17 protein-coding genes and 2 tRNA genes are annotated in these 19,617 nt (G+C 68.6%); 4 read left to right on the top strand and 15 right to left on the bottom strand.

Annotated features, from left to right (window positions below; translation table 11 throughout):
- Positions 1 to 240: 240 nt before the first annotated feature.
- Positions 241 to 1,152 (bottom strand): rhomboid family intramembrane serine protease, encoded by a 912-nt coding sequence (locus OG223_RS27050; RefSeq protein ID WP_329253755.1) that lies wholly within the window; start codon positions 1,150 to 1,152, stop codon positions 241 to 243.
- Between the two features lie 103 nt (positions 1,153 to 1,255).
- Positions 1,256 to 1,783, bottom strand: coding sequence for a peptidylprolyl isomerase (locus OG223_RS27045; protein ID WP_329253753.1), 528 nt, complete (start codon positions 1,781 to 1,783; stop codon positions 1,256 to 1,258).
- A gap of 317 nt (positions 1,784 to 2,100) precedes the next feature.
- Between OG223_RS27045 and OG223_RS27040 the strand changes: the two genes are divergently transcribed.
- Entirely contained in the window at positions 2,101 to 2,802 is a 702-nt protein-coding gene (locus OG223_RS27040; RefSeq protein ID WP_329253750.1) for a DUF5324 family protein, read from the top strand.
- A gap of 435 nt (positions 2,803 to 3,237) precedes the next feature.
- Here the strand turns inward: OG223_RS27040 and OG223_RS27035 are convergent.
- Positions 3,238 to 3,310: transfer RNA gene (locus OG223_RS27035), tRNA-Ala, on the bottom strand.
- Between the two features lie 179 nt (positions 3,311 to 3,489).
- On the opposite strand from OG223_RS27035, the gene OG223_RS27030 reads away from it, so the two are divergent.
- A complete protein-coding gene (locus OG223_RS27030; protein WP_019055167.1) occupies positions 3,490 to 4,038 on the top strand; it encodes a helix-turn-helix domain-containing protein in 549 nt (182 codons plus the stop codon).
- A gap of 201 nt (positions 4,039 to 4,239) precedes the next feature.
- Positions 4,240 to 5,679 (top strand): serine/threonine-protein kinase, encoded by a 1,440-nt coding sequence (locus OG223_RS27025; protein WP_329253747.1) that lies wholly within the window; start codon positions 4,240 to 4,242, stop codon positions 5,677 to 5,679.
- Positions 5,680 to 5,715: 36 nt separating this feature from the next.
- Here OG223_RS27025 and OG223_RS27020 read toward each other — a convergent pair whose 3' ends face one another.
- Together OG223_RS27020 and OG223_RS27015 are read right to left on the bottom strand one after the other, a co-directional pair.
- Complete coding sequence (locus OG223_RS27020; protein ID WP_329253744.1) at positions 5,716 to 7,083, bottom strand: hypothetical protein; 1,368 nt, start codon at positions 7,081 to 7,083, stop codon at positions 5,716 to 5,718.
- Positions 7,084 to 7,274: 191 nt separating this feature from the next.
- A complete protein-coding gene (locus OG223_RS27015) occupies positions 7,275 to 7,403 on the bottom strand; it encodes a DLW-39 family protein (RefSeq protein WP_003999697.1) in 129 nt (42 codons plus the stop codon).
- Positions 7,404 to 7,740: 337 nt separating this feature from the next.
- Between OG223_RS27015 and OG223_RS27010 the strand changes: the two genes are divergently transcribed.
- Positions 7,741 to 8,100: a DUF6344 domain-containing protein gene (locus tag OG223_RS27010; protein ID WP_329253741.1), complete on the top strand. Its 360-nt coding sequence runs from the start codon at positions 7,741 to 7,743 to the stop codon at positions 8,098 to 8,100.
- Positions 8,101 to 8,363: 263 nt separating this feature from the next.
- Here OG223_RS27010 and OG223_RS27005 read toward each other — a convergent pair whose 3' ends face one another.
- The 10 genes from OG223_RS27005 to dnaN all read right to left on the bottom strand — a co-directional run bounded on the left by OG223_RS27005 (position 8,364) and on the right by dnaN (position 19,379).
- Positions 8,364 to 9,005 carry an SIMPL domain-containing protein gene (locus OG223_RS27005; RefSeq protein WP_329253738.1) on the bottom strand — a complete coding sequence of 214 codons (642 nt, stop codon included), beginning with the start codon at positions 9,003 to 9,005 and terminating at the stop codon, positions 8,364 to 8,366.
- Between the two features lie 109 nt (positions 9,006 to 9,114).
- Positions 9,115 to 9,321: an Imm32 family immunity protein gene (locus OG223_RS27000; protein WP_329253735.1), complete on the bottom strand. Its 207-nt coding sequence runs from the start codon at positions 9,319 to 9,321 to the stop codon at positions 9,115 to 9,117.
- A 61-nt stretch (positions 9,322 to 9,382) separates the two neighbouring features.
- A tRNA-Ile gene (locus OG223_RS26995) sits at positions 9,383 to 9,459 on the bottom strand.
- A gap of 136 nt (positions 9,460 to 9,595) precedes the next feature.
- A complete protein-coding gene (locus OG223_RS26990) occupies positions 9,596 to 10,429 on the bottom strand; it encodes a DUF3566 domain-containing protein (RefSeq protein ID WP_329253732.1) in 834 nt (277 codons plus the stop codon).
- 18 nt (positions 10,430 to 10,447) lie between these two features.
- Positions 10,448 to 13,039 carry a DNA gyrase subunit A gene (gene gyrA / locus OG223_RS26985; protein WP_329253729.1) on the bottom strand — a complete coding sequence of 864 codons (2,592 nt, stop codon included), beginning with the start codon at positions 13,037 to 13,039 and terminating at the stop codon, positions 10,448 to 10,450.
- Positions 13,040 to 13,081: 42 nt separating this feature from the next.
- A complete protein-coding gene (gene gyrB, locus OG223_RS26980; RefSeq protein ID WP_329253726.1) occupies positions 13,082 to 15,142 on the bottom strand; it encodes a DNA topoisomerase (ATP-hydrolyzing) subunit B in 2,061 nt (686 codons plus the stop codon).
- A 353-nt stretch (positions 15,143 to 15,495) separates the two neighbouring features.
- Positions 15,496 to 16,044, bottom strand: coding sequence for a DUF721 domain-containing protein (locus OG223_RS26975; RefSeq protein ID WP_329253723.1), 549 nt, complete (start codon positions 16,042 to 16,044; stop codon positions 15,496 to 15,498).
- Positions 16,041 to 17,162, bottom strand: a complete 1,122-nt coding sequence (recF, locus tag OG223_RS26970) for a DNA replication/repair protein RecF (protein ID WP_329253719.1) — start codon at positions 17,160 to 17,162, stop codon at positions 16,041 to 16,043. The genes OG223_RS26975 and recF overlap by 4 nt, the downstream gene beginning before the upstream one ends.
- Before the next feature lie 61 nt (positions 17,163 to 17,223).
- Positions 17,224 to 18,099, bottom strand: a complete 876-nt coding sequence (gene gnd / locus OG223_RS26965) for a phosphogluconate dehydrogenase (NAD(+)-dependent, decarboxylating) (RefSeq protein WP_329253716.1) — start codon at positions 18,097 to 18,099, stop codon at positions 17,224 to 17,226.
- 149 nt (positions 18,100 to 18,248) lie between these two features.
- Positions 18,249 to 19,379, bottom strand: a complete 1,131-nt coding sequence (gene dnaN / locus OG223_RS26960) for a DNA polymerase III subunit beta (protein ID WP_329253713.1) — start codon at positions 19,377 to 19,379, stop codon at positions 18,249 to 18,251.
- Positions 19,380 to 19,617 lie beyond the last annotated feature (238 nt).

Genomic DNA, 19,617 nt, shown 5'->3' with positions numbered 1-19,617 from the left:
CACGGCTTTCCGCTGAGTTATCCACAGGCCAGAGAAGTATCCACAGCGAGCCTGGGGAAAAAGAACGACGATCTGTGGATAACCCACCGGGTGTTGACGCTGGTGTGACTGACACACCGGCAACCGCAAGCCTGTTCGCCCCCTGCCTGACCTGCACAAACACGGGTCGGTGACAGGGGGTGCAGCTTTTCTCCACGGTATGCACAAGATCCGCCACGCACTGTGGACAACGGTTTGATATCAGCCGAGCTGAGCCGTCCTGATCAGCGTCAACACCACGACGACGACCAGGACGACGGCACACGTGCCGTACTGGATCAGGGCCCGCCGCTCACGCGGGGCGTGGACCATCGCGTAGCCGGTGATGACTCCGGCGACCAGGCCACCGATGTGGGCCTGCCAGGCGATGTTGGCCCAGCCGAAGGTGAAGATGAGGTTGATCACCAGCAGGGCGATGATCGGCCGCATGTCGTACCGGAGCCGGCGCATCAGGACGGCGGTCGCCCCGAAGAGCCCGAAGATGGCACCGGAGGCACCGAGCGAAGGCTGGTTCGGGGCCGCGATGAGATAGGTGAGCGCGCTGCCCGCGAGGCCCGAGACGAAGTACAGGGCGAGATAGCGGGCACGGCCGAGGGCCGCCTCCAGAGGGCCGCCGATCCACCACAGGCTCATCATGTTGAAGATGATGTGGATCGGGCTGCCGTGCAGGAACATCGCGGTCAGCAACCGGTACGGCTGGCCCTCGGCGACACCCTCGACGGAGCCGAAGAGCGGGACGTACGCCTGGCCGAGGAGTTCGAAGTGTTCGGTGAAGCGATCCCCCACGACCCGCTGGACCAGATACGCGGCGACGCAGACGCCGATCAGGATCTTGGTGGCGAGCCGCGGATCCGCCGCCACCGTGCCGCCGGCGATCGTGCGGGGCTGGGCCGCGGTCGGGGCGTGACCTGTGCCGGAGCCGCCGCGGACGCACTCGGGGCACTGGAAACCGACCGACGCGCTGACCATGCACTCGGGGCAGATCGGACGCTCGCAACGGGTGCAGCGGACGCCGGTCTCACGGTCCGGGTGGCGATAACAGCCCGGCAGGCCCTGGGCATCCTGGGGCCGCTGCTCCTCCGGGCCCTGCGGGCTGCCTGGCGCCTGTTCCATGGGGTCCCCTCAATCCTTCGTACGCAATGCACCGCCCCGCCCATCCTTACGGATGAACGGGGCGTTTGGTTCCCGGCGGTAAGGGCCGGTGCCGAGCTGCGATCTAGCGGGTCTCGACGACGACCGACTCGATGACGACGTCCTCGACCGGGCGGTCGGTGCGCGGGTTGGTCTTCGTGGCCGCGATGGTGTCCACGACCTTCTGGCTCGCCGCGTCGGTGACCTCACCGAAGATGGTGTGCTTGCGGGTCAGCCAGGCCGTCGGGGAGACGGTGACGAAGAACTGCGAGCCGTTGGTGCCCGGCCCGGCGTTGGCCATGGCCAGCAGGTAGGGCCTGTCGAACCGGAGTTCCGGGTGGAACTCGTCCTCGAACTGGTAGCCCGGGCCGCCCGTGCCGTTGCCCAGCGGGTCCCCGCCCTGAATCATGAAGCCGCTGATCACCCGGTGGAAGACCGTGCCGTCGTAGAGCTTGTCCGTGGACTTCACACCGGTCTCGGGGTTGGTCCACTCACGCTCACCCGTGGCGAGCTCGACGAAGTTCTTGACCGTCTTGGGCGCGTGGTTCGGCAGCAGCCGGACTTCGATGTCGCCAAGGTTGGTCTTCAGGGTGGCGTAAAGCTGCTCAGCCACGATCTGCCTTCCGTTGTCTTCCGGTGACCTCACAGATCCTCGCACGCTCGCCGTGCCGCGTCGCCCGACGACCTTCGCTCAGGGCCTTTCCACAGGATCCGCTTGCAGAAAACCGGCCGAGTGGGTCCCGGGCAGGGGCACCGGCCGGGGATCCGTGGCATTGTCGACGACAAGCTCCCGTTCCCCCGGATTCATCCGTATTGCACGTGATCGTGACCCGGATGCCCGCCCTCACATGCCCGGTAGCCCTCTGGCAGGCATGATCCGTAATTGGGTGGATAGACGAAGAACCGTACGCCACCGAGGAGGAGGAACTCGTGACCCGCATCGACAGCGTGCGCTCCGCGACCGGATCGGCGAAGGACAGCGTGCTGCACGCCGCGGAAGTGGTGGCGCCCTACGCCGACACGGCCAAGGACAGGGCCTCGTACTACGCCCATGAGGCACGCGTACGACTCGCGCCCAAGGTGTCGCTGGCCGCGGACCAGGCCCGCGTCCAGTACGGCGCCCACGTCGTGCCACGCCTGGAACAGGCCCGCACCCATGTACCGCCGAAGGTCGACCAGGCCGCCCAGGAAGCCGCCGTCCGTACCCGCAGGGCTGCCCAGCAGGCCGCCGAGTACTCACGGCCGAGGATCGAGCAGGCGGTCGCCGCCGCGGGCCCGGTCAAGGACGAGGCCGCCGCGCGCGGTGCGGCCGCGCTCGCCGCGCTGCGCGGCCAGGTCTCGCCCAAGGAGATCCAGAAGCTGGTCCGCAAGCACGAGCGGCGGGCGAGGGCCGGCCGTCTCGCGAAGGGGCTGGCGGTACTGGGCATCCTGGCGGGCGGCGCTTTCGCCGCCTGGAAGTGGTGGGACAAGCAGGCCAACCCGGACTGGCTGGTCGAACCGCCCGCCGCGACCGAGGTGCCCGAGTCGGGGCGGCTCGCCGCGGTGGACGGCAGCCCCGAGGCTGTGCTCGACCCCGAGGTCGAGGCGAAGCAGGCCGAGGACGAGGCCGCGGAGAACGACGACCACCGCTGACGTTCGACGCACTTTCAACACCGCCGTGGGGCAGGAGACTTGAGGGTCTCCTGCCCCACGGCGATGTTTCACGTGGAACATCCGTCACCTCGCGGCCGTATCCGAACGGCCTTGATTCCTTGATGTACGCAAGTTGCCTGCGATGACGTTTGCAACGGCCCAGGTGTACAAGCAGCGCACAGACTCCCTTAACGGACTGCACACCCCTGATTACACGGCTGTATTCACACCAGCTCACACACCTCCCGCACACGCGGGCACACCTTCGCCACATCACGCCGATCGTCGACGCGACGCCCCTCACCCTCCGTCCGGCACCGGTATTTGCGCAAACAACTGCAACGAAGAGTCGCCCTTTGCGTGACGCACGTCACCTACCGGGCACAAAGAAACACCGGCCGGACGCCACTGAGGGCGACCGGCCGGTGCGGGATGTGGAGCCTAGGGGAGTCGAACCCCTGACATCTGCCATGCAAAGACAGCGCTCTACCAACTGAGCTAAGGCCCCGCTAGAGAAGCCCCTACCGGTAGAACCACACACCGATGAGCTTCGGAGACCAGCGTACCGGGTCACCCCGGGTATCTCGCAAAAATTTGGGGGTCCCGGTGAACGACCACTCTCCGTAAGATGCTCGTCGTGGTTCGCTAGAGCGAACCGCGGTTTTGGGGAAGCGATGGGGAGACGCAATGGACGCCGCACAGCAGGAAGCCACCGCCAGAGCGCGGGAGCTGCAGCGGAATTGGTACGGAGAGCCTTTGGGGGCGCTCTTCCGTAAGCTCATCGACGATCTTGGGCTCAACCAGGCTCGTCTCGCGGGGGTGTTGGGACTGTCCGCGCCGATGTTGTCCCAGTTGATGAGCGGTCAGCGGGCGAAGATCGGCAATCCCGCGGTGGTGCAGCGGGTGCAGTTGCTGCAGGACCTGGCGGGGCAGGTCGCGGACGGCAGCGTGAGCGCGGCCGAGGCGACCGAGCGCATGGACGAGATCAAGAAGTCCCAGGGGGGTTCGGTGCTGAGCAACACCACGACCACGACGAGCAGTTCGGGAGCGCCCACGGTCAAACGAGTGGTCCGCGAGATCCAGTCACTGCTGCGCTCGGTGGCCGCCGCGGGCGACATCATCGACGCGGCGGACACCCTCGCCCCGACCCACCCCGAACTGGCAGAGTTCCTCCGGGTGTACGGCGCCGGCCGCACCTCCGACGCGGTCGCGCACTACCAGTCCCACCAGAGCTGAGCCCCACGGCCCGGCCGCCGATCGGGGGTTCGGCAGCCGGGCACGCGGTCGGCGAGGGGCACGAGGGGGTCGTGCCGCTCACCGGAAGCACGTGCGGAACAGCCGCGAGGAAGTGCCAGGAAGTGCCATGAGGGGGAGTCGTGTCGCTCGTCTCGGGGGAAGCAACGGGGGTAGCCGAAGGGGGAGGAGCGACGCACAGCCATGGGTGAGGTCTTCGCCGGCCGGTACGAACTGGTCGACCCGATCGGGCGCGGTGGTGTCGGCGCGGTCTGGCGCGCCTGGGACCACCGGCGTCGCCGCTATGTGGCGGCCAAGGTCCTGCAGCAGAGCGACGCGCACTCCCTGCTGCGCTTCGTACGGGAACAGGCGCTGCGGATCGACCACCCCCATGTGCTCGCACCGGCCAGTTGGGCCGCCGACGACGACAAAGTCCTGTTCACCATGGACCTGGTGGCCGGCGGTTCGCTCGTCCATCTCATCGGGGACTACGGTCCCCTGCCCCCCGCGTTCGTCTGCACGCTGCTCGACCAGCTCCTCTCCGGACTCGCCGCCGTGCACGCGGAAGGTGTCGTGCACCGGGACATCAAGCCCGCGAACCTGCTCCTCGAAGCCACCGGCACGGCCCGTCCCCGCCTGCGCCTGTCCGACTTCGGCATCGCGATGCGGCTCGGCGAGGCACGCCTGACGGAGACCAACCTCGTGGTGGGGACGCCGGGTTACCTCGCGCCCGAGCAGATGATGGGCGCGGAACCGGACTTCCCCGCCGACCTCTTCGCCGTAGGACTGGTGGCGCTGTATCTGCTGGAGGGGGCCAAGCCGGACTCCAAGGCGCTGGTGCAGTACTTCGCCGAGCATGGGACTCCGGGGGCGCCCAAGGGGATTCCCGAGCCGCTGTGGCAGGTCGTGGCGACGCTGCTGCAGCCCGATCCGCAGGCCCGCTTCCGCACGGCCACGGGGGCGCGCAAGGCGCTCGCCGCAGCCGCGGAACTTCTGCCGGAGCCGGGCCCCGACGACGAGTTGATCGAGATCTTCGACCAAGTGGGGCCGCTTCCTTCGGGGTTCGCGCCCGAGGGGCCGCTGCAGCGGGCTTCCGGGGTGGACACGGGGGCGACGACATCCGCCACGCCGGCCGGAAGATCATCGGCGTCCCCCGAACCCGAGAACGACCTCGGCACCGGTGCAGGCACCAACGGCCAAGCGCTCGACTCGGCCTGGCCCGGCACGGACTCCGTCCCCGCGGATCCTCGGCAGGGCGTCGTCGCCCGGCCGACCCCCACTCCCACTCCGACCCCGACTCCGACCCCGACTCCGGCACCCCCGGCTTCCCCACCTGTCCCCCTTCCGTCCTCGATGTCGGACACCGGCAGCTTCCATCTGCCGCCCCCGCGGGCCCCGTACGTACAGCAGGCGGACCATGCGTACGAGGCGCGGCAGATGGTCCAGCAGCCGCGTGCCGATCCCTCCACTGCTTCGTACACCGCTCAGGTCCCGCAGGTTCCGCCCTCCGCGCCGCCGGTCGCGCAGCACCGCGGCAGACGGGCCCGGCGCCGTCCCGGGCCGCCCGCGAAGGTGGCGATCCCGGTCCTACTGCTCGCGCTGGCCTGCTACGCGGTGGGGTTCTGGGCGCTGACCCGCATCTGACCCGCATCTGAACAGCGCGGGGAAGTCGCGGAGAAGTCAATGGGCGGTCGTCGAAGCCCGGCGCCGGGCCGACACCGTCCACACGCCGAGCGTCGCCAGCAGCACGCTGCCCCCGCCGATCCCGGCCACCGCGAGCACCTTCATCGCGGTGTCGCCGCCTCCCCCGGTGCTACCGGCGCTCCCGGCACTTCCGAGGCTTCCGGCGCCCCCCGCGGCGGCCGCCTCGCGGTCCTGTGCGGTGACCTCGAAGATGTTCCGGGGATCGGGCCGGGCCGCGTACCCGGGACCGGCGTGCGCCGTACCGGCGACGCGCACGCGCAGCGTCACCGGGAACGGCCCCTGGCCGAAATCGTCGGCCACCTGCGCATCGAGGTGCACGACGAGGTAGTACGACCCGGCGAAGCGCATCCCGTTCTCGTGGTCGACGACGGAGTAGCGGTTGCGGTACTCGACGGGTGGCAGAGAGTCCAGTGCCACCGATCTCTCGCTGCCCTGGTAGCTGAGGCCCGCCTGGTCGACGGAGCCGCGCACGGGGTTGTAGAGGGCCAGGTCCAGCGCGCGGGTCACATAGCCGCTGCCGCCGTCCGTGGCACCCAACTCGGCGGTGACGGAAAGCTGTTGGCCCCAGTCGACCGGCACCTTGTAGAAGAGGGTCCGGCCGGGCGCGATGTCGTCCCGCCACGCGCCCTGCCCGACGGCGACCGCCCCTGCGAAGCCCGAACCGCCCGCACGGTGCCGGGCCTCCCCCGTGACGGCCTCGGGCGACGCGGAGTTCCAGTCCTGGGGCGGGCTGGTCGTGCCGGCCTGTGCCAGAGAGGGTTCCGACACCGCCGTCAGTTCCAGGCCCCAGGTGTCCGGCGAGGAGTCCGCCGCGTCGACGCGCTGGACGAACACGTAGTACTTGCCGCTGCCCTTGCACAGGATCTTGCCGGCCTCCCGCACGGCCCAGGCGGCCACGGGGTGGGGGCTCCTGCCCGCGCCGAAGGTGGCGCTCCGGTGGGTGCAGGCGGTGCCTTGGGCGTTCTGCATCGACACCTTGATGCCGTCGGTGGCGGCGACCGTGGTGCCCGCCGGAGGCACGGCGGTCACGGAGACGTAGGCGTTCGACGTGGGGTCGAGATCGAGGCCGTAGTAGACGCCGGCGCCTTTGGGGAGAGAACTCCGGTACGTCCCGCCGACCTTCAGTTCCTCGGCGTCGGCGGTGCCGGTCGCTCCGGCCACGACCCGGTCGCCCTGGTCGTAGCCGTAGGCTCCGGGGGACCCGGCCGCCATGGCGGGCCGGCCCGTGAGACCGACCGTCGCGCACAGCACCGCGGCGAGCACCACGACACGTCGTACGGCCCCGGAGACGGGCGTACGACCGCCCTGTATCCGTGTCCGCCACCACGCCGTACGCCGCCCCATCACGCGCCACCCCTCGTCGTTGCTCCGGACGTGGCCCATCCTGCCCCGCACGCGCGCGTGGCATCCGGGCAATCCGTGCGAGCGTCCGAAACTCCCGGGTCGTGGCGGCCGTAGCCGCACGGCGGCGGGGGCGCAACACAAAGCCCCGACCGCAAGGCGGCCGGGGCGTGCTCAGAACTGGATCTCGGTACTCACGAACCCGTGGGCACGGAGTCGGTCGCCTCCGTCCACAGATCCTGCTCGGCGCGATCCGCCTGGATCTGGCGGTACACGAGGAGCCCGCCGATGGCGGCCAGTGCGACCAGGAGAAGCTTCTTCACCGCGCGACCTCGTCTTTCCTTGACGTAGGGGACCTCTGGCGCCCGACTATACACACCGACCGAGACCGATCGGTGACCTGCGTCCGGGGCCAACTCCCGCCCGGGACAGCGCAGTAGAAGTGGATGCGACCGCTCCGATCGGAGGGTGATCACACCCCCACGGACGGTTACTTCGCCCGCCTTTCGCGCATCTTCGGCCATTTTCAGGCTCCTTGCACCCATCCGAGTGGTGTTCATCAGAACACCGACGCGCCATGGGCGTCGGTCCACCACTTCGCGACCTCCATACACATCATGAGGAAAGTACGCAAATCGCCCAACCTGAAAGTGAGGGGCCATGGCCCAGATCAAGGTCATGAAGTTGTGGAACGCCTTCGTCACCGGCTTCCTCGCGCTGTGCACGGCGCTCGGACTCATCACGGTCACCGCGGCGGCCGCCGCCGCGACTCCGCGGTCCGAGGCGACGAGCACGAGCGCGGTCGCCCAGGAGACGACACCGGCGCTCTCCCCCTGGACCTTCACCAGGTCCCTGCCCCCCACGATGAAGCAGCGCATCCGCGCCGAGGCCCACGGCAAGACCCCGAGCTGCCGCCACCGCCCGCCGACAGACACGGACGAGGCCACGGAGACTGCGGAGGCCGTGGACCAGGCTCAGCAGCCGGACCACGCCGAGCCGGGCGCTCCGCTCCAGCGCTGATCCCGGCGCCTGCTCCAGCGTTGATCCGGGTGCCTGCTCCAGCGCTGATCCCGGCGCCCGCTCCCCGGCCCGCGACGTCTCGACGGCCTTGCCCGACCCGTCGCCTGCCTCACCCGACCTGCCCGACCACCCGCCCCCTCTGACACAGCGGCGAACTTGCGTACAACGCTTCAGAGAAGACACAGAGGACCCCGGAAACCCTCAGCACTCCGAAGGCCCCCGACCGCAACCGGTCGGGGGTCTTCGTGCTTGCCGGGAAGCTCCTAGTCAGGCAACAGACCGAAGCCGAGCAGCACAGCGGCCTCGACACGCACCGCCCCGGGAGCGAAGACACCGGTGGATTCGGGATCGCCTCCGATACGGCTCCCATGACTGCGCAGCCCGACCGATTCCGGATCAACGTCCTGAATGTGCACTACAGGGCCAAGCCGCACACCACAGGCATCCGCGTAGACCTCGGCCTTGCGCCGTGCGGCCCCGACTGCCCTGCGGCGGGCCTCGTCCCGGAGCGCGGGCTTGTCCAGCACGTCGAAGCGCACCTCGTCGACCCGGTTCGCGCCGGCTCGGACGGCGTCCTCTATCAGAAGCTCGAGCCGGTCGAGGTCTTCGGTCTGCACGATGTACGTCGCCTCGCAGCGATAGCCGACGAACGCCCGCTCCGCGCCGTAGCCCTTGAATTCCGACTGGAGGGCGAGACGCGATCCGGAGACGTCGGAGTCGGGTATTCCATGCTCACGCAGCACGGTCCGCAGCCTGACCACTGCTGCTCCAGCCTGTTCGAAGGCTTCTTTGGGTGTCGCGGCCAGGAGGTCGACCGCGAGCTTTGCCTGGGCGATCCGGGGCTCCGCCGACACGTGCCCCGCACCGAGCACGCTGAGCCCCCAGGGCTCCTTGATCTCTGTCATCCGGGGATCGAATCAGCAACGCCCCACCGCCGCAACAGACTTGAAGACCGCCGTCGCGGCGATGACCAGTGGGTGCGGCACGCATCATGACGCCGGGTCGGGATGCGTCCTAGAGCTTGTCATCGCGTTCCAGGATCAGGCTGATCGAGCCGTCTTCGAGGTCGATGCCGCTGTCAAGGTGCTCGTGGTAGCCGCTCCGGAGCTCGGGATCGGCGAGACCTACGAGCCGCTCGGCCAGCTCCAGCAGCCCGGCGGCATTGCCCGCGACGGTGATTTCGGTGGCTGAGCCGTACACCCTGATCCGGGGTTCATCCATGCCGTCACGCTACCGAGGATGGCAGAAGACCCCCAGCCTGATCGGCTGGGGGTCTTCTGGCTGGTGGGGCTAACAGGATTTGAACCTGTGGCCTCATCCTTATCAGGGATGCGCTCTAACCAACTGAGCTATAGCCCCGCCGCGCTCTGCGGAGTGTGTCCCGCGCGCTGACTCCTGAAGATTAGCGCACGACATGGGCAGTCCCAAAATCGATAGTCACAGGACCGCCGGGGGAGGTTTCAACCCCCGTACACCCGCGTTCTCGTCCGGCTTCTCACTCGTCCTCGGCGAGCGTCAGCTCGATGCCGCCGACGAAGCCGGCGGAGAGGTTGTAGATGAACGCGGCGAGCGTCGCGAGGGCCGTGGCCAGGACGACGTCGATGACCGCGATGATCCCGGAGAACGTCAGGACGTGCGGGAGGGACAGGAAGGACTGCAGGTCGAAGCCGTTCGACTCGTTCGAGCCGGTCGCCTCCGAGATCGTGCCGCCGACCGTCGAGAAGACCCCCATCGCGTCCATGACCATCCACAGCACCGCGGACGCCACGACCGTGCAGATGCCCAGCGCGATGGAGAGCAGGAAACTGACCTTCATCACCGACCACGGGTCGGCCTTCGCCACCCGCAGCCGCGCCTTGCGGGTGCGGGGCGCCGTCCGCGCACCCGTACGAGGACGCCGTACGGCACCGCTCTGGGCGGCGGGCGCCTGCGTGGGATAGGCCTGCGGCGGGTGGTACGGCCCCGCCGCCTGCTGCGGCTGACGCTCACCGGGCAGGGGCGAACCCGGTAGCGGAGAACCCTGGAGCGGGGACCCCGTCGGCGGCGCGGCCGGTGCGGCCGGCGGGGGCGGCTGCTGCCCCTGGGCCGGAGCCTTCGCGCCGGGTGCGGCCGGGCCCGGTCCAGCGGACTGCTGCTGGGTGCCCGGACCTCGGGTGTCCGTCACAGTTCCCCCCTGGGATCCATGCGTGTCGGGCGCGTGCGAGTCGGCCTTCTTCACGTCGATCGCACGCAGTTGGGTCGTGTGCGGATCTGTCGCGTTCGCGGCGGAGCCACGGCCGCCGCCGTCCGTGTCCGTACCGGTCGATCCGGCGCCCGTGGCTCCGCTCACGATGACTCTCTCCTCGTGCTACTCGACCGAGGGTGCGTCACCCTCGTCCGTGCCGGTGGTCGCGACACCCTCGGTGGTCTCGTCGACGGCTTCGTCGCCGACGACTTCCTCCGCCTCGGATCCCGCCTCGGCGTTACGAGCGATACCGACGACGGCATCGCGCTTGCCCAGGTTGATCAGTTGGACGCCCATGGTGTCACGGCCCGTCTCCCTGACCTCGTTGACTCGCGTACGAATCACACCGCCGGACAGCGTGATGGCGAGGATCTCGTCGGTCTCCTCGACCACCAGCGCGCCGACGAGAGAACCGCGGTCCTCGACGATCTTGGCGGCCTTGATACCCAGGCCGCCGCGACCCTGGACGCGGTACTCGTCGACGGCGGTGCGCTTCGCGTACCCGCCGTCTGTGGCAGTGAACACGAACGTACCGGGTCGAACAACATTCATCGAGAGAAGCTGGTCGCCCTCGCGGAAACTCATGCCCTTGACACCGGAGGTCGCACGCCCCATGGGGCGCAGTGCGTCGTCCGTCGCCGTGAACCTGATCGACTGTGCCTTCTTGCTGATCAGCAGCAGATCGTCCTCGGACGAGACGAGTTCGGCGCCGATCAGTTCGTCGTCGGAACCGTCCTCCGTCTCACGGAGGTTGATCGCGATGACACCGCCGGAGCGGGGCGAATCGTAATCCTTCAGAGGCGTCTTCTTCACCAACCCTCCCTTGGTCGCGAGGACCAGGTAGGGCGCCGCTTCGTAGTCACGGATCGCGAGGATCTCGGCGATCGCCTCGTCCGGCTGGAAGGCGAGCAGGTTCGCGACGTGCTGCCCGCGCGCGTCCCGGCCGGCGTCGGGGAGTTCGTACGCCTTCGCGCGGTAGACGCGGCCCTTGTTGGTGAAGAACAGCAGCCAGTGGTGGGTGGTCGACACGAAGAAGTGGTCGACGATGTCGTCTTCCTTGAGCTTCGTGCCGCGTACGCCCTTGCCGCCGCGCTTCTGGGAGCGGTAGTCGTCCGCCTTGGTGCGCTTGACGTAGCCGCCGCGCGAGATGGTGACGACGATGTCCTCTTCGGCGATGAGGTCCTCGATGGACATGTCGCCGTCGAAGGGCACCAGCATCGTCTTGCGGTCGTCGCCGAACTTCTCGACGATCGCGGCGAGTTCCTCGCTGACGATGCCACGCTGGCGGACCGGGGAGGCCAGGATCGCGTTGTACTCGGTGATCTTCGCCTGGAGTTCGTCGTGCTCCTGGATGATCTTCTGGCGCTCCAGGGCGGCCAGTCGGCGGAGCTGCATCTCCAGGATGGCGTTCGCCTGGATCTCGTCGATCTCCAGGAGGCCCATCAGGCCCGTACGCGCGATGTCCACGGTGTCGCTGCGCCGGATGAGCGCGATGACCTCGTCGATGGCGTCCAGGGCCTTCAGGAGGCCACGCAGGATGTGCGCCCGCTCCTCGGCCTTGCGCAGCCGGAACTTCGTACGGCGGACGATGACCTCGATCTGGTGCGCCACCCAGTGCCGGATGAACGCGTCCAGGGAGAGGGTCCTCGGCACACCGTCGACCAGGGCCAGCATGTTGGCGCTGAAGTTCGACTGCAGATCCGTGTGCTTGTAGAGGTTGTTCAGTACGACCTTGGCGACCGCGTCCCTCTTGAGGACGATGACGAGGCGCTGGCCGGTACGGGACGACGTCTCGTCGCGGACGTCCGCGATGCCGCCGACCTTGCCGTCCTTCACCAGGTCGGCGATCTTCTGCGCGAGGTTGTCGGGGTTGGTCTGGTAGGGGAGTTCGGTGACCACCAGGCACTGGCGGTTCTGGATCTCCTCGACCTCGACGACCGCGCGCATGGTGATCGAGCCGCGCCCGGTGCGGTACGCCTCCTCGATGCCCTTGCGGCCGACGACGAGCGCGCCGGTCGGGAAGTCGGGGCCCTTGATGCGCTCGATCAGCGCGTCAAGGAGCTCCTCGTGCGAAGCTTCCGGATTCTCCAGGCACCACTGGGCGCCCGCCGCGACCTCACGGAGGTTGTGCGGCGGGATGTTGGTGGCCATGCCGACCGCGATGCCCGCCGAGCCGTTGATCAGCAGGTTCGGGAAGCGGGCCGGCAGGACGGTCGGCTCCTGGGAGCGGCCGTCGTAGTTGTCCGTGAAGTCGACGGTCTCCTCGTCGATGTCACGGACCATCTCCATGGACAGCGGCGCCAGCTTGCACTCGGTGTAGCGCATGGCGGCGGCGGGGTCGTTGCCCGGGGAGCCGAAGTTGCCGTTCGAGTCCACCAGCGGCATCCGCATCGACCACGGCTGCGCGAGGCGGACCAGCGCGTCGTAGATCGAGGAGTCGCCGTGCGGGTGGTAGTTGCCCATGACGTCGCCGACGACGCGGGCGCACTTGTAGAAGCCCTTCTCGGGCCGGTAGCCGCCGTCGTACATGGCGTACAGGACGCGGCGGTGGACGGGCTTGAGGCCGTCACGGACGTCGGGCAGGGCTCGCGACACGATGACGGACATCGCGTAGTCGAGGTATGAGCGCTGCATCTCCGTCTCGAGCCCGACGGGCTCGACGCGCTGGGCGATGACGCCCTCTTCAGGCGTACTGGGAGTGTTCTCGTCGGCCATTGCTGGTGAAGATCCTTCCTGATGCGGTCAGCTGAGACCGACTCAGATGTCGAGGAAGCGGACGTCCTTGGCGTTGCGCTGGATGAACTGGCGGCGCGCCTCGACGTCCTCGCCCATGAGGACCGAGAACAGGTCGTCGGCCTGCGCGGCGTCGTCCAGGGTGACCTGGCCGAGGACGCGGTGCTCCTGGTCCATCGTGGTGATGCGCAGCTCCTCGGCGTTCATCTCGCCGAGACCCTTGAAGCGCTGGATCGAGTCTTCCTTGATGCGCTTGCCGCTCTGCCGGCCCAGCTCGATCAGGGCGTCGCGCTCGCGGTCCGAGTACGCGTACTCGAAGTCGTCACGGCCCCACTTGATCTTGTACAGCGGGGGACGCGACAGGAACACGTGCCCGGCCTCGACCAGCGGCCGCATGAAGCGGAACAGGAAGGTCAGCAGCAGGGTGCTGATGTGCTGTCCGTCGACGTCGGCGTCCGCCATCAGGATGATCTTGTGATAGCGCAGCCTGGCGATGTCGAAGTCCTCGTGGACTCCGGTGCCGAAGGCGGAGATCAGTGCCTGGATCTCCTGGTTCTGCAGGATCTTGTCGATCCTGGCCTTCTCGACGTTGAGGATCTTTCCTCGGATCGGGAGGATCGCCTGGTACTGCGGGTTCCGGCCGGACTTGGCCGAGCCGCCGGCGGAGTCACCCTCGACGATGAAGATCTCGCACTTGGTGGGGTCGTTCGACTGGCAGTCGGACAGCTTGCCCGGCAGGGACGCCGTCTCCAGGAGGCCCTTGCGACGGGTGAGGTCGCGGGCCTTGCGGGCCGCCACGCGCGCGGTGGCCGCCTGGATGCCCTTGCGGATGATGTCCGACGCTTCGTTCGGGTTGCGGTCCAACCAGTCGTTGAGGTGCTCGTAGACCGCCTTCTGCACGAAGGTCTTCGCTTCGGTGTTGCCGAGCTTGGTCTTCGTCTGACCCTCGAACTGCGGCTCGGCCAGCTTCACCGAGATGATCGCGGTCAGACCCTCGCGGATGTCGTCGCCCGTGAGGTTGTCGTCCTTCTCGCGGAGCAGCTTCTTGTCGCGCGCGTACTTGTTGATCAGTGACGTCAGCGCGGCCCGGAAGCCCTCTTCGTGCGTGCCGCCCTCGTGCGTGTGGATGATGTTGGCGAAGGAGTACACACCCTCGGTGTAACCACTGTTCCACTGCATCGCGACCTCGAGGGACAGGCTCTTGTCCTTGTCCTCCGCCTCCAGGTCGATGACGGTCGGGTGCACCACGTCTCCCTTGCGGGAGTTGAGGTACGTCACGTAGTCGACGATGCCGCCCTCGTAGTGGTACGTGACGGTCTTGACTTCGTCCTTCTCGTCCGCACCCGCCTCGTCGGCACCGGCCGTGGCCTTCGCCAGCTCGCGCTCGTCAGTGAGTTTGATCGTCAAACCCTTGTTGAGGAACGCCATCTCCTGGAAGCGCCGCGACAGCGTCTCGAAGGAGTACTCGGTGGTCTCGAAGATGTCCGGGTCGGCCCAGAAGGTGACCGACGTACCGGTCTCGTCCGTGGCCTCGTGCTTCGCGAGCGGGGCCGTGGGGACGCCCAGCTTGTAGTCCTGCGTCCAGCGGTAGCCCTCGGTCCTGACCTCGACGGCGACCTTGCTGGACAGCGCGTTCACCACGGACACGCCCACGCCGTGCAGACCGCCGGAGACCGCGTAACCGCCGCCCCCGAACTTGCCGCCCGCGTGCAGCACCGTCAGCACGACCTCGACGGCGGGCTTGCCCTCGGACGGGACGATGCCCACCGGGATGCCTCGGCCGTTGTCGATGACGCGCACGCCGCCGTCGTGAAGGATCGTGACGTCGATCGTGTCCGCGTGTCCGGCCAGCGCCTCGTCGACGGAGTTGTCGACGACCTCCTGCACGAGGTGGTGCAGGCCGCGCTCGCCGGTCGAGCCGATGTACATACCGGGTCGCTTGCGAACCGCGTCCAGACCCTCGAGGACGGTGATGGCGCTGGCGTCGTACGAGGCGGTGACCTCGCCGTTCGAGGTGTGAGCCCCGCCGTTGGCGCCGGCGTCGGTGGACGGGATGTTCTCGTTGGGGTTGCCGGAATCGGCCACGAAGCGCCCTTTCTGGCACAGCACAAGCCAGGCACCCGGCGGTTGGCCGGAGCGGCTGCGGCGTGTTGCGTTGGTAAGCCTTAGTCAGCGTTGCTCGGTGTGTGTCCCACAAGTGGGGCGGGATTGCTTCCAGTCTACCGGTAGCGCCGACATGGATGGGGGTTTGCCGGTACCTGAGTCCTCATGTGCCGCCCTCAACCGGTCTCTCCCGACTCCCCATATGCGGAACGGGGCTCAAAGAGGCTCACGGAGGCACTCAGCGCTTCCGGGTGTCAACCCTTTGCTACTCAAGGGTCAGGTCGCTGTTCGCAACCGCGTCCGTTCACCCGCCGAGACCCGCGCTGTGATGTCAGTCACCCATAGGTGTCGCCGGGACCCGTGCTGCCCGGAGCCCGCAGCGGGCCGTAGCGGCGGGGCGGTCCGCCGGGATTGAGCACCTTGATCATCCGTACGGTGCCGTGCCCCAGGTCCTCGTTGAGCCTGGCCACCAGCGTGGGCGTGAGGTGCCGCAACTGGGTCGCCCAGGCCGTGGAGTCGCACTGCACGACCAGCACCCGCTCGTCCTCGTCGTACCTCTCCGGTACGCAGTGGTTGGCCAGATCCTCGCCGACGATCTGCGGCCAGCGGCCCATCACACCGCCCACCGCGGCCGGCGTCTCCCAGCCGCGCTCGTTCAGCAGCCGGTTGATGGCGGCGCCGAGCGCCATCGGGTCACGGCCGTCGGCGCGCGCGCCGGAGCGCAGGCCACCGCGCCGCGCCTGCTTCTTCTGCTGCGCCGCGTCCCCACGCGCGCGTGCCTGCTCTTTCGCGGCGCGCAACGCCACGCGCGCGAGGTCGACGCCGGAGGGCTCGGGGGCCTTCTCGGGCGCGGGTTCCCCCGCAGCGGGCCTGTCGGTGCTCATACGCGCTCCACCGCCCCCTCCGCCACGCTGTACCGCGTCCCCGCCAGCACGTGCGGCACGTCGTCGTCGACCGCGGCCGTCACCAGCACCTGCTCGCCGGGCGCCACCAGTTCGGCCAGCCGCTCCCGACGGCGCGTGTCCAGCTCGGCGAACACGTCGTCGAGCACGAGCACCGGCTCATTGCCCTCACCCCTGAGCAGGTCGTACGACGCCAGCCGCAACGCCAGCGCGTACGACCAGGACTCCCCGTGCGAGGCATATCCCTTGGCGGGCATCTGACCGAGTTTGAGAATCAAATCGTCCCGATGGGGCCCTACGAGGGTGACGCCCCGCTCGATCTCCTGCTTGCGCGCCTCGGCGATCGCCGCCATCAACTGCTCGTAGAGATCCTCGCGCGTGTGCGCCTCACCGGGCGCCGACGGCTTGTACTCCAGGGCCAACGGCCCACCGCCGGGCGCCAGTTGCTCGTACGCCTTGTCGGCGAGGGGCTGCACCGCCGCGATCAGATCGAGGCGCTGGGCGAGCAACTCGGCCCCCACGCGCGCGAGATGCTGATCCCACACGTCGAGCGTGGACAGGTCCATCGACCGCCCGCCGTGCCGACGCGCCAACGCGGCCGACTTCAGCAGGGTGTTGCGCTGCTTGAGCACCCGCTCGTAGTCGGACCGCACACCGGCCATGCGCGGAGACCGCGCGGTGATCAGCTCGTCGAGAAAACGCCGCCGCTCCCCGGGATCCCCCTTCACCAGGGCGAGGTCCTCGGGCGCGAACAGCACGGTCCGTACGATGCCCAGCACGTCACGGGGTCTGACCTGCGAGGACCGGTTGATGCGGGCGCGGTTGGCGCGGCCGGGGTTCAGCTCAAGCTCGACCAGTTGCTGCCGCTCGCCCTGTCTGACCTGCGCCCGGATGATCGCGCGGTCGGCGCCCATACGGACCAGCGGGGCGTCGGAGGAGACGCGGTGGCTGCCCAGGGTGGCGAGATAGCCGATGGCCTCGACGAGGTTGGTCTTGCCCTGGCCGTTCGGGCCCACGAACGCGGTGACGCCGGGGTCGAGCGGGACGTCGACCCCGGCGTACGAGCGGAAGTCGGCCAGCGACAGATGCGTGACGTGCATGGTCGTTCGCCGACCTCCCCCAGCTTGTGGATCCACGGGCCGGGGCCTGTGGATCTGTGGATTACTTGGTCTCGACCGCGTGGCCGCCGAACTGGTTGCGCAGCGCCGCGATCATCTTCATCTGCGGCGAGTCCTCCTGGCGCGATGCGAACCGCGCGAAGAGGGAGGCCGTGATCGCGGGCAGCGGCACGGCGTTGTCGATGGCGGCCTCGACGGTCCAGCGGCCCTCGCCGGAGTCCTCCGCGTAGCCCTTGAGCTTGTCGAGGTGCTCGTCGCCGTCCAGGGCGTTGACGGCCAGGTCGAGCAGCCAGGACCGGATGACCGTGCCCTCCTGCCAGGACCGGAAGACCTCGCGGACGTCCGTCACCGAGTCGACCTTCTCCAGGAGCTCCCAGCCCTCGGCATAGGCCTGCATCATGGCGTACTCGATGCCGTTGTGGACCATCTTCGAGAAGTGCCCGGCGCCGACCTTGCCGGCGTGCACGAAGCCGAACTCGCCCTCCGGCTTGAGGGCGTCGAAGACGGGCTGGACCTTGGCGATGTTCTCGGCGTCGCCGCCGACCATCAGGGCATAGCCGTTCTGGAGACCCCAGACGCCGCCTGAGACGCCCGCGTCGACGAAGCCGATGCCCTTGGCGCCCAGCTCCTCGGCGTGCTTCTCGTCGTCCGTCCAGCGGGAGTTGCCGCCGTCCACGACGACGTCGCCAGGCTCCAGGAGCTCGGCCAGCTCGTCGACGGTCGCCTGGGTCGGGGCGCCGGCCGGGACCATCACCCACACCACGCGCGGGCTCTTGAGCTTGCCCACAAGCTCTCCCAGGCTGTGGACATCGGCGAGGTCCGGGTTGCGGTCGTATCCGATGACGGTGTGGCCTGCGCGGCGGATGCGCTCGCGCATGTTGCCGCCCATCTTGCCGAGGCCGACGAGACCGAGCTCCATCAGTTGTTCCTTAAGGTGCGACGTGGCATGAAGGCACTTGCGTACCTGTGTCCGAGCCTAAACCCGGACGGTCATGCACACCTGTGGGCATACGCGCTCAAAAGTACCGAGCGGTATGCCCCGACCTGCGGTGTTCTCGTCGGTGCCGATCAGCCGCTGAGGCGCACCGGCATGATCAGGTACTTGTAGGCCTCGTCCGCCTCGGCGTCCAGGGCGGGCTTGCCGCTGAGCAGCGCGGGCTTGGTGGAGGTCGTGAAGGACAACTGGGCCACCGGGGAGTCGATCGCGCTCAGGCCGTCCAGCAGGAACGTCGGGTTGAAGGCGATCGACACGTCGTCGCCCTCCAGTTGCGCGTCGACCCGCTCCACAGCCTGTGCGTCGTCGCTGGAACCGGCCTCCAGGATGAGCACGCCCTGCTCGAAGCTCAGCCGCACCGGGGTGTTGCGCTCGGCGACCAGGGCCACGCGCTTGACGGCCTCCACGAAGGGCGCGGTCTCGATCACGGCGATGGAGTTGAACTCCGTCGGGAACAGCGAGCGGTACTTCGGGAGGTCGCCCTCCAGGAGACGGGTCGTCGTACGACGACCGGCGCCCTCGAAGCCGATGAGCCCCTCTCCCGCGCCCGAGCCGGACAGCGCCAGGATCACGCTGTCGCCGCTCGTGAGGGCCTTGGCGGTGTCCAGGAGCGTCTTGGCGGGCACCAGGGCGACCGCGGACGCCTCCGGGTCCTCCGGCTTCCACAGGAACTCGCGGACCGCGAAGCGGTAGCGGTCGGTGGACGCCAGCGTCACCGTGTCGCCCTCGATCTCGATGCGCACACCGGTGAGGACCGGCAGCGTGTCGTCGCGCCCGGCGGCGATGGCCACCTGGGCGGCGGCCGACGCGAACACCTCACCGGGGACGGTGCCGGTCGCGCCCGGCATCTGCGGCAGCGCCGGGTACTCCTCCACAGGCAGTGTGTGGAGGGTGAAGCGGGAGGAGCCGCAGACCACCGTCGCCCGTACACCGTCTGTGGAAATCTCCACCGGCCGGTTGGGAAGCGCACGGCAGATGTCGGCGAGCAGTCGGCCCGATACGAGGACCGTGCCCTCCTCCTCGATCTCCGCGTCGACCGACACGCGCGCGGAGACCTCGTAGTCGAAGCTGGACAGGCTGAGCTGCCCCTCCTCGGACTTCAGCAGGAGGCCGGCGAGGACCGGCGCCGGCGGACGGGCCGGAAGGCTGCGTGCCGCCCAGGCCACTGCCTCCGCGAGTACGTCGCGTTCCACCCGGATCTTCACTGTTGCCGCCTCCTGCTGTTGCCGGCGCTTCTCGGCCTGCCTGGCTTCGTCGTCTGTCTCGGTGTCGTCGGTCCCTGTGAGGGGAAGGACATCCGGGGAACAGTCTGACGCACGGCACTGACAGTAGGTGCCTATCGGGGTCAAGTCGTGACGAGGGGCTGTCGGGCGACGAAGCGCGAGTTGTGCACAGGCCCCGCTTCGAAACGGTTTCCCAGCTCTCTCTAGTTGCTAGTAGTAG

This window comes from Streptomyces sp. NBC_01478 (genome assembly GCF_036227225.1).
GTDB lineage: Bacteria > Actinomycetota > Actinomycetes > Streptomycetales > Streptomycetaceae > Streptomyces.
The sequence above is the reverse complement of the archived record's forward strand: the minus strand, read 5'-3'. Positions and strand labels throughout refer to the sequence as shown.